Source organism: Nitrospira sp. (assembly GCA_035968315.1).
In the GTDB taxonomy this organism is placed as follows: domain Bacteria; phylum Nitrospirota; class Nitrospiria; order Nitrospirales; family Nitrospiraceae; genus Nitrospira_D.
Genome location: JAVYIN010000005.1, coordinates 1,079,539 through 1,088,447 on the forward strand (window position 1 = coordinate 1,079,539; position 8,909 = coordinate 1,088,447).

Sequence of the window (8,909 nt, forward strand, 5' to 3'; positions counted from 1 at the left end):
TGCTGAGCTCATCCGACAATAGCCCTTTCACGCTGTCCGCTTCCGGCTTCACGCCGAAGGCGAAGCACTTCTTCTGGATTACGTAATTGGCAGAGGCCTTCGAGCGTGGCCCTGACCGTATTAAACGGATTCCCGCGTCCGAGCGTTTTCGAAATGATATTATGCGCGCCGACCAGTTCGACGACCGCTCGCACCGCACCGCCGGCAATGATGCCTGTTCCGTCGACCGCCGGCTTGAGCAACACATGTTCGGCGCCGAAGAGACCATGAACTTCATGCGGAATCGTCCCGCCCTTGAGCGAAACGTGCACAAGATGCTTCTTGGCCTGCTCGACCGCCTTGGCTATAGCGACTGGCACTTCCGCGGCTTTTCCCTTGCCGATCCCCACCCAGCCATTGCCATCGCCAACGACGACCAGAGCGCAGAAATTGAACCGCTTGCCGCCCTTCACCACTTTAGCGACGCGATTAATGAAGACGACCTTGTCTTTCAGATTTAGCTCATCTGGATTTACTCGCACGCGAATCCTCTCTTCTTCCTTCCCACCGCCGTTAGGGTGAGAGTCACTAGAGTAAGCGATCTAAAACTGAAGCCCACCCTCGCGAGAAGCCTCCGCGAGAGCCTTGACCCGCCCATGATACATTCGACCGCCGCGGTCAAACACGACCGAGGAGACTTTCGCCGTTTTAGCCCGATCGGCCAAGAGTTTTCCAACAGCCTTGGCCGCCTCAATGCTTCCGGTCGACTTCAAGGAAGCCTTCAAGGATTTATCGAGCGAGGATGCAGCAGCCAGCGTCGCGCCCTTCAGGTCGTCAATGATTTGCGCATAGATATGGGATCTGCTGCGAAATACATTCAGACGGGGGCGCTCGGTGGTGCCAAATACCCGCTTACGGACTCGCTGCCTTCGCTGTTCAAGTTGTCGTGCTTTTTCTGCTGTATTCATGGTGCGCCTATTTCCCCGTCTTGCCTTCCTTCTTTCGCAACGTTTCGCCCATATACCGCACGCCCTTCTGCTTGTACACATCGGGAGGCTTAATGGCGCGCAGATTCGCGGCAACTTGCCCAACGAGCCGCTTGTCGATCCCCTTCACATTGATGAGCGTCTGCTTGTCGACCTTGACGTCAATCCCGGTTGGAACCTGATAGACCACGGGATTGATGTACCCGACGTTGAAACTCATCGTCTTGCCCTGCAATGCCGCCTTATAACCGACTCCGGTGATTTCCAATGAACGCTCATACCCCTTGGTCACACCATGGATCATGTTATTCAGCTCAGCCCGGACCAACCCATGAAGCGCGCGCACCTTTTGATCATCACTGGACCGGCTGACGACGACGTTCCCGCTTTCGACTGCAACCGCAACCCCCTCAACCAGCGACCAGTCTAACTTGCCAAGCGGGCCCTTGACCGAGACCGTCGGGCCAGCGACTTTCACTTCCACTCCGGCTGGAATGGCAATCGGCTTTTTCCCAATCCGTGACATGATGGTCTTTCCTTAATTCTTAGCCTTGATGCGAATCACTTACCATACAGAACAGAGTACTTCACCGCCCAATCCGTTCTTGCGGGACTCTGCATCCGTCATAATGCCTTTTGAGGTCGACAGGATCGCCACACCAATCCCGTTTCTCACCTTGGCAATTTCCTTGCTGCCAACATAGACGCGCCGGCCAGGCTTGCTGATGCGCTGCATGCCCGTAATCATAGGCTGGCCTTCGCCCACATAGCGTAGCTGAACGGACAACACAGGATGCCCATCTTCCGTCGCCGACTCCACACCATCCACATAGCCTTCCTTTTTCAGGATGTCCAGGACGGCCCGCTTCAATTTTGACGCAGGCACCGAAATGGTGTCGTGACGGCGCTGAGAGCCATTTTTCAATCGAGTGAGAAGATCGCTAATTGGATCAGTAACCATGCTGTTCCCTTTTCTTTCCCTTCTATCTCAAATGCCAGCGGCCACTACCAGCTCGACTTGCGAATTCCAGGGATATCTCCCTTGAGACTCAATAGCCGGAAGCAAATCCTGCACATGCGGAACCGATTTAAAAATCCACGCACACGCCCGCACAACGGGCATCGGTTATAGCACCGGCATCCAAACTTTGGCTTACTGACCGCCTTATTCCGTAGCGCTAAACGTGACACATGAACTCCTTCTGCTCAATGGCCCAGTCTTGGCCTAATTTGCCTCAGACTCTGAAAGGCATGCCGAGATGCTTCAGCAGCGCTTTCCCCTCATCATTCGTATTGGCGGTCGTCACGATCGTAATGTCCATGCCGTGAATCGACGCCACTTCATCATACTTAATTTCTGGAAAAATCAACTGCTCTTTCAGGCCCAGCGTATAATTTCCGCGGCCGTCAAAGGCCTTGGGGGAAACTCCACGGAAGTCCCGAATACGAGGCAACGCAAGCGTCACCAGGCGGTCGAAGAATTCATACATGCGGCGGCTACGGAGCGTGACTTTGGCGCCGATGGGAAGGCCCTGCCGCAACTTGAATCCTGCAATAGCCTTCTTCGCTCTGGTGATGACCGGCTTTTGGCCCGTGATCGTGCCGAGCTCCGTTACCGCGCCCTCGAGCAACTTGGCATTCTGAATCGCCTCTCCCATCCCGACATTGAGCACGATCCGCTCAAGCTTAGGCACCTGCATCACATTCTTATAGCCAAACTCTTTCATGAGAGCAGGCACGACTTTCTGCTGGTACGCATCCCGGAGCCGCGGCTTAAAGCTCGACTCATGACTACCCTCGTCCAATGCCTGAGGCGATGCAACGCCGTCCTTCTTGGAAGTCTTTCGTTCTGACGGTTTCGCTGTGCGCCCTTTTTCAACCTTCGCCATGCGTTACTCCTCAACCTACTCGACAGTCTCGTTCGATTTTTTGCTGTACCGGACCCGCCGGCCATCTTCCAGCTTGCGCATTCCCAGACGCGTTGGCTTCTGAGTGACCGGACAGAAGAACATCACATTGGAGATGGCGATCGGAGCCTCGCGCTCAAGAATACCGCCCTGCTTCGCCTTTTGACTGGGCTTGGTGTGGCGCTTGATCATGTTGAGCTTCTCAACGATCAGCTTCCCCTTGCCCAAATCGACGGACAAAACCTTTCCTGACTTTCCGGACTCGCGACCGGAAATCACCACCACCGTGTCACCTTTTCTAATTCTGCTTTTCCGAAGTGCTTGCACAGCGTCCCCCGCGAAATCGTCCCTATAACACTTCAGGTGCCAGGGAGATGATTTTCATGAATTTCTTCCAGCGCAACTCGCGCGCAACCGGGCCGAAAATACGAGTCCCGATCGGCTCTCCATCCTTATTGATCAACACGCAGGCATTCCGGTCAAACTTGATGTAAGAGCCATCTTCTCGGCGGACTTCTTTCGTCGTCCGAACGATCACCGCACGGCTCACATCACCCTTCTTCACACTAGCCTGCGGAATAGCTTCCTTCACCGCCACCACAACGATATCTCCGAGCGACGCATAGCGGCGGCGAGTTCCGCCGAACACATGGAAACACATCGCCTGCTTGGCCCCGGAGTTGTCAGCGACATCCATATAGCTATAGTTCTGAATCATGCTCGCGATCTTCCTTACCAGCTAGAGAACCGAATCAGTGAACGGCTTACTTCCCAATCACTTCCACGACGCGCCAATGCTTATCTTTGCTGATCGGGCGGGTCTCAACCATTCTCACCCGATCGCCGATCTTGCATACGTTCTGTTCATCGTGCGCCTTGAACTTTGTGATCCGGCGAAGGACCTTGCGATAGATGGGATGAATCACCGACCGCTCGACGGCCACCACCACCGTCTTGTCCATCTTGTTGCTCAACACGCGGCCAACCCACTCGCGCTTACTGCCTGCATCTGACATAGTCTCTATCCTTTACCCTAAAGTTCAAACCTTTGAGACTTCCCGCAAGACGGTCTTGATCCTCGCCAGATCGCGCTTGGCCTTCCGAATCTGCATCGGATTTTCAAGCCGACCCGTGCCGAGCTGGAACCGAAAGTTAAACAGCTCCTGAACAAGCTGTTTTTCCTTTTCGAGCAGCTCTGGGGCCGTCAATTGTCGCAATTCTTTCACATCCAACGCCATATACGTCACTCCTCGCCGAACAGATCCCGCTTCGGTTAGAACTCTCCGCGCGCGACACACTTCGTCGCGACCGGCAACTTGTGCGATGCCAAGCGAAACGCTTCCTTCGCCACATCTAAAGGCACGCCGTCCATCTCATAGAGAATACGCCCTGGCTTGACGACGGCAACCCAGTACTCGGGATTGCCCTTTCCTTTACCCATTCGAGTTTCCGCCGGCTTTTTCGTAATGGGCTTATCCGGGAAAATCCTGGTCCAAACCTGGCCGCCTCGCTTCACAAAGCGGGTAATCGCGATTCTGGCGGCTTCGATTTGGCGGCTGGTCACCCACCCTGGCTCCAACGCCTTCAAACCGAATTCGCCGAGCGTGATTTGTCCGCCGCGATACGCCTTGCCGGTCATCCGGCCCTTCTGCATTTTTCTAAACTTAACTTTCTTTGGCGCTAACACAGTGCGTTCTCCTTACCCTTATCGCCGTTCCAGCATGGCTTCTGATTTCATCGGTTGCGCAGGAAGCAATTCGCCCTTGAAGAGCCACGTCTTCACCCCGATTTGGCCCATTGTGGTATGCGCTTCGGCAAAACCATAATCGACTTCCGCTCGGAGCGTATGGAGAGGAACCCGTCCCTCGCGATACCATTCCGTTCTGGCGATTTCAGCTCCACCCAATCGGCCAGCTACCATGATCTTGATGCCCTGAGCGCCAAGCCTGAGCGCGGACTGCACGCTGCGCTTCATCGCCCGGCGGAAGGCCACACGCTTCTCAAGCTGCGTGGCCACATTTTCGCTGACCAATTGCGCATCAAGCTCCGGCTTCTTGATTTCCTTCACGGTAATATAAACTTGCCCGCCGTACTGCTTCTCCAATTCGGCCTTCAACTTATCGACTTCAGCGCCTTTTCGGCCAATGATGATGCCGGGCCTGGCCGTATGAATGATCACACGAGTCTGGTCGCCGGATCGTTCAATTTCCACCTTGGAGACTCCGGCGTGGTACAGCTTGGCCTTGACCATTTTCCGGATCTTGATATCCTGATGGAGCAACTTGGCGTAGTCTTTTCCGGCATACCACCGTGAATTCCACGTGTAGTTGTAGCCGAGCCGGTAACCGATTGGATGTGTTTTCTGACCCATACGACGTTTGCCTCAATATGCGGTGACGGTTTTTCTACAGGAGCCCACTTGCCGATCGTTTACTTGGTTCCATCTCCAACCGCCGGTGCCGAGACCACGACGGTGATATGGCTGGTCCGCTTCTGAATCGAATTGGCGCGCCCCATCGAGCGGGCACGAAACCGCTTGTAAATCGGCCCATGATCCACAAAGGCCTTTGACACCACCATCGACTCACTGTCGCCCATCTCCTTCTGCTCGGCATTGGCCACCGCAGACCGAAGAACTTTCTCGATCACTCGAGCAGCCTGCCGAGGAGTATGCTTCAGCATCGACAAGGCCATGGGAACCTGCTGGCCGCGAATCATGTCAACGACTGGTCGTGCCTTCCGAGGCGCAACACGGACGAATCTGAGAATTGCATGTGCTTCAGTCATGTCCTATCCTTTACCAGATCACCAGCCGGAGAATCCGGCCCACTGATTACTTAAGAGCAACCGCCTTTTCAGTCTTCGCCTGACCATGCCCCTTGAAAAAGCGGGTGGGCGCAAACTCTCCCAATTTGTGGCCGACCATATTTTCCGTCACAAAAACAGGAATGAATTTTTTCCCGTTATGGACGGCGAAGGTATGGCCGATCATATCCGGAATCACCGTCGATCGACGCGACCAGGTCTTGATGATCTTCCGGTCCTTATTTTGATTCATTTGCTCAACCTTCTTAAGCAAATGATCGTCGATAAACGCGCCTTTACTGATTGATCTAGGCATTGCGCACTCCTGACTTGCGTCGAGCGATAATGAACTTATCGGTCTTCTTATTCTGTCTAGTCTTATAACCCTTTGTCGGCAGGCCCCACGGCGACACCGGATGCGGGTTACCCTGGCCCGACTTACCTTCACCACCACCGTGCGGGTGATCGACAGGATTCATCACGACACCGCGAACGTGAGGGCGCTTGCCCTTCCAGCGAGTCCGACCGGCCTTCCCCACACTCACATTCTCGTGATCCACATTGCCAACCTGGCCGACGGTGGCCATACAGGATGAGAGCACTTTGCGCATTTCACCAGACTTCAAGCGAATCTGGACATACTCACCGTCACGCCCCATCACCTGCGCGGATCCTCCGGCGCTTCGGATCAATTGGCCGCCCTTGCCGGGCTTCAATTCGATATTGTGAATCGTCGTACCCAACGGCATGCTGGCCAAAGGAAGGGCATTCCCAGGACGCACCTCTGACGTAGGGCCGGACTGAATCTGGTCATTCACACTCAATCCAACAGGCGCCAGAATGTAGCGCTTCTCTCCATCGGCATAATTCAAGAGCGCAATACGGGCCGAGCGATTCGGATCGTACTCAATTGAGGCTACTCGGGCAAGAATGCCGATCTTGTCACGGCGGAAGTCGATCTTCCGATACAGCCGCTTGTGTCCGCCCCCACGAAAGCGAATCGTGGTCCGTCCGTCGGTATTTCTTCCGCCGGTCCGCAGATGAAACGCGGTTAACGACTTTTCAGGCTTCTTTTTGGTCAGATCTTCCGTCGTGACGGCTGTCATGCCGCGGCGGCCAGCCGACGTCGGTTTATACGATTTCAATCCCATGCTCGATCCTACCTTCCCTCGACGCTACGCGCTTTCGTACATCTCAAGCTTTTCACCCTTCTTCAGAGTGACGAAAGCCTTCTTCCAATCTGACCGCTTCCCGGAAAATCGTCCAAGGCGTTTCGTTTTCCCCTGAACATTCAAGACATTGACCTTCTCAACCTTGACCTTCAGAAGAGTTTCGACGGCCTGCTTGATTTGGAGGCGATTTGCATCGGGATGCACCACAAATCCGACCGTATTAGTCTTCTCCCGAAGACCGGTAATTTTTTCCGTCAAGAGCGGCTGAACCAACACCGCATGCATGCTCACCTTCATGACCACACCTCATTCACGCGGGCCAGCTCTCGCTCAGGGATCAATACGATCTCGGCACGCACCACATCATAGACGTTCAAGCGGTCTGGATGCAGCACGGTCAGAGTCGAAAGATTCCGGGCCGCCTGCAAGACGTTAGGCTGCGCATCACCGGCCACCAAGAGCGCATGCTGATTGGCCCCGAACTGCATCAATGCCTTCGCCAGCAACTTCGTCTTCGGCTGCTCGATAGACAGATCAGACAGCACGATCACTTTTCCGTCTGCGAACTTGGCCGATAAGGCGCTCTGCAAAGCGGCGCGATACTTTTTCTTCGGCATCGTATAGGAATAACTTCTCGGCTTTGGCCCAAAAACGGTACCGCCATGACGCCACACAGGAGACCGAAGAGAGCCCGCTCTGGCCCGGCCGGTGTGCTTCTGCTTCCACGGCTTCTTCCCAGAACCACTGACCTCTCCACGACGCAACGTGGAGGCCGTACCTTGACGCTCGCAGGCCCGCTGCATAACCACCGCCTCATGAACCAAGGCAGCTCTGGCCTCACAACCGAACACGGCTTGCGACAAGTCCACCGTGCCAACCTTCTTCTTCTTCAAATCGATAACATCGACCGTGGGCATGACCTAACCCTTCTTCGACTTTCTCACGACAATAAGGCCATTCGTTGCGCCAGGGATCGCTCCGCGCACAAACAGCAAATTCTCTTCTGGCCGAGACTCGATAACCTTCAAACGCTGGGCCGTCACACGCTCCGCACCCATATGCCCAGGCAGCGTCTTTCCCTTCCAGACCCTTGAAGGGAATGAGCTGGCACCGATCGACCCCGGTGCGCGATGGAACATCGAACCATGAGACTCAGGACCACCGGCATAGTGATGGCGCTTCACGACACCCTGAAACCCCTTGCCCTTCGACACACCGATCACATCAACCCAGTCGCCCTTCTTGAAAATTCCAACGGTGACAGACTGGCCGACCGTGACCTCGCCATCCGCCTTGAATTCCCGCAACGTCTTCGTTGCAGGCGCATCATTCTTCTTCAAATGGCCCAATTGCGCCTTTGAAAGCTTGCGCTCCTTCACTTCGCCGAAAGCCAGCTGAACCGCCTCGTAGCCGTCACGCTCTTTCGTCTTAACCGTCACCACGCGGCAGGGCCCAGCCTCAATCACAGTGACAGGCGTCAACCGACTCTCGTCGAACACCTGGGTCATACCTAATTTTTTACCGAGCAACCCGTTTGTCATTGCATTCAGTCCTTCAACAGCGCCCAGATCACAACTTGATTTCGACGTCAACGCCGGCAGCCAAATTCAACTTCATCAAAGAATCCATCGTCTCCGGAGTCGGCTCCATGATGTCAAGCAACCGCTTATGCGTCCGCATCTCGAATTGCTCACGAGACTTTTTATCGACGTGAGTCGATCGCTGGACGGTAAACTTTTCAATCTTCGTCGGAAGCGGAATTGGCCCGACGACCTTCGCCCCGCTGCGCCGAACCGTCTCAACGATTTCAGCGACGGATTGATCGAGGACGCGATAATCGAATCCTCTGAGCCGAATTCTAATTCTTTGATCGACCTTCACGCTCTACTCCCCATCATATCGGCTAATGAATATTGCCCTACGCCAGAATTTCAGTGACGACGCCGGAGCCGACGGTCTTGCCGCCCTCGCGGACCGCGAAGCGCAACCCCTGCTCCATCGCGATCGGGCTGATCAACTCGCCCGTGACACTCACGTTGTCGCCCGGCATGACCATCTCC

20 protein-coding genes are annotated in these 8,909 nt (G+C 54.9%); all 20 read right to left on the reverse strand.

Annotated features, from left to right (window positions below; genetic code table 11):
* Positions 1 to 8: 8 nt before the first annotated feature.
* Positions 9 to 521, reverse strand: a complete 513-nt coding sequence (gene rpsE / locus RI101_08840) for a 30S ribosomal protein S5 (protein MEC4890151.1) — start codon at positions 519 to 521, stop codon at positions 9 to 11.
* A gap of 60 nt (positions 522 to 581) precedes the next feature.
* On the reverse strand, positions 582 to 947 hold the full coding sequence (rplR, locus tag RI101_08845) for a 50S ribosomal protein L18 (protein MEC4890152.1): 366 nt from the start codon (positions 945 to 947) through the stop codon (positions 582 to 584).
* A 7-nt stretch (positions 948 to 954) separates the two neighbouring features.
* Complete coding sequence (rplF, locus tag RI101_08850) at positions 955 to 1,491, reverse strand: 50S ribosomal protein L6 (protein ID MEC4890153.1); 537 nt, start codon at positions 1,489 to 1,491, stop codon at positions 955 to 957.
* 39 nt (positions 1,492 to 1,530) lie between these two features.
* Positions 1,531 to 1,926, reverse strand: a complete 396-nt coding sequence (gene rpsH / locus RI101_08855; protein MEC4890154.1) for a 30S ribosomal protein S8 — start codon at positions 1,924 to 1,926, stop codon at positions 1,531 to 1,533.
* A 44-nt stretch (positions 1,927 to 1,970) separates the two neighbouring features.
* Positions 1,971 to 2,156, reverse strand: coding sequence for a type Z 30S ribosomal protein S14 (locus RI101_08860; protein ID MEC4890155.1), 186 nt, complete (start codon positions 2,154 to 2,156; stop codon positions 1,971 to 1,973).
* 44 nt (positions 2,157 to 2,200) lie between these two features.
* Positions 2,201 to 2,854 carry a 50S ribosomal protein L5 gene (rplE, locus tag RI101_08865; protein ID MEC4890156.1) on the reverse strand — a complete coding sequence of 218 codons (654 nt, stop codon included), beginning with the start codon at positions 2,852 to 2,854 and terminating at the stop codon, positions 2,201 to 2,203.
* Between the two features lie 15 nt (positions 2,855 to 2,869).
* Positions 2,870 to 3,199, reverse strand: coding sequence for a 50S ribosomal protein L24 (rplX, locus tag RI101_08870; GenBank protein ID MEC4890157.1), 330 nt, complete (start codon positions 3,197 to 3,199; stop codon positions 2,870 to 2,872).
* A 22-nt stretch (positions 3,200 to 3,221) separates the two neighbouring features.
* A complete protein-coding gene (gene rplN, locus RI101_08875; protein ID MEC4890158.1) occupies positions 3,222 to 3,590 on the reverse strand; it encodes a 50S ribosomal protein L14 in 369 nt (122 codons plus the stop codon).
* A 46-nt stretch (positions 3,591 to 3,636) separates the two neighbouring features.
* On the reverse strand, positions 3,637 to 3,888 hold the full coding sequence (gene rpsQ, locus RI101_08880) for a 30S ribosomal protein S17 (protein MEC4890159.1): 252 nt from the start codon (positions 3,886 to 3,888) through the stop codon (positions 3,637 to 3,639).
* A 24-nt stretch (positions 3,889 to 3,912) separates the two neighbouring features.
* Positions 3,913 to 4,104, reverse strand: a complete 192-nt coding sequence (gene rpmC / locus RI101_08885; GenBank protein MEC4890160.1) for a 50S ribosomal protein L29 — start codon at positions 4,102 to 4,104, stop codon at positions 3,913 to 3,915.
* Positions 4,105 to 4,145: 41 nt separating this feature from the next.
* Entirely contained in the window at positions 4,146 to 4,559 is a 414-nt protein-coding gene (rplP, locus tag RI101_08890) for a 50S ribosomal protein L16 (GenBank protein ID MEC4890161.1), read from the reverse strand.
* An 18-nt stretch (positions 4,560 to 4,577) separates the two neighbouring features.
* Positions 4,578 to 5,243 carry a 30S ribosomal protein S3 gene (gene rpsC, locus RI101_08895; GenBank protein MEC4890162.1) on the reverse strand — a complete coding sequence of 222 codons (666 nt, stop codon included), beginning with the start codon at positions 5,241 to 5,243 and terminating at the stop codon, positions 4,578 to 4,580.
* A gap of 59 nt (positions 5,244 to 5,302) precedes the next feature.
* Complete coding sequence (gene rplV / locus RI101_08900; GenBank protein MEC4890163.1) at positions 5,303 to 5,659, reverse strand: 50S ribosomal protein L22; 357 nt, start codon at positions 5,657 to 5,659, stop codon at positions 5,303 to 5,305.
* A gap of 46 nt (positions 5,660 to 5,705) precedes the next feature.
* On the reverse strand, positions 5,706 to 5,993 hold the full coding sequence (rpsS, locus tag RI101_08905; protein MEC4890164.1) for a 30S ribosomal protein S19: 288 nt from the start codon (positions 5,991 to 5,993) through the stop codon (positions 5,706 to 5,708).
* Positions 5,986 to 6,828, reverse strand: coding sequence for a 50S ribosomal protein L2 (gene rplB, locus RI101_08910; GenBank protein MEC4890165.1), 843 nt, complete (start codon positions 6,826 to 6,828; stop codon positions 5,986 to 5,988). The genes rpsS and rplB overlap by 8 nt, the downstream gene beginning before the upstream one ends.
* Positions 6,829 to 6,852: 24 nt before the next feature.
* A complete protein-coding gene (locus RI101_08915) occupies positions 6,853 to 7,146 on the reverse strand; it encodes a 50S ribosomal protein L23 (GenBank protein ID MEC4890166.1) in 294 nt (97 codons plus the stop codon).
* Entirely contained in the window at positions 7,143 to 7,766 is a 624-nt protein-coding gene (gene rplD, locus RI101_08920; GenBank protein ID MEC4890167.1) for a 50S ribosomal protein L4, read from the reverse strand. Before rplD ends, RI101_08915 begins: the two co-directional genes overlap by 4 nt.
* 3 nt (positions 7,767 to 7,769) lie before the next feature.
* Complete coding sequence (gene rplC, locus RI101_08925; GenBank protein ID MEC4890168.1) at positions 7,770 to 8,390, reverse strand: 50S ribosomal protein L3; 621 nt, start codon at positions 8,388 to 8,390, stop codon at positions 7,770 to 7,772.
* 28 nt (positions 8,391 to 8,418) lie between these two features.
* Complete coding sequence (gene rpsJ / locus RI101_08930) at positions 8,419 to 8,730, reverse strand: 30S ribosomal protein S10 (GenBank protein ID MEC4890169.1); 312 nt, start codon at positions 8,728 to 8,730, stop codon at positions 8,419 to 8,421.
* Between the two features lie 37 nt (positions 8,731 to 8,767).
* On the reverse strand, positions 8,768 to 8,909 hold a 142-nt coding region (tuf, locus tag RI101_08935; protein MEC4890170.1), incomplete at its 5' end, for an elongation factor Tu.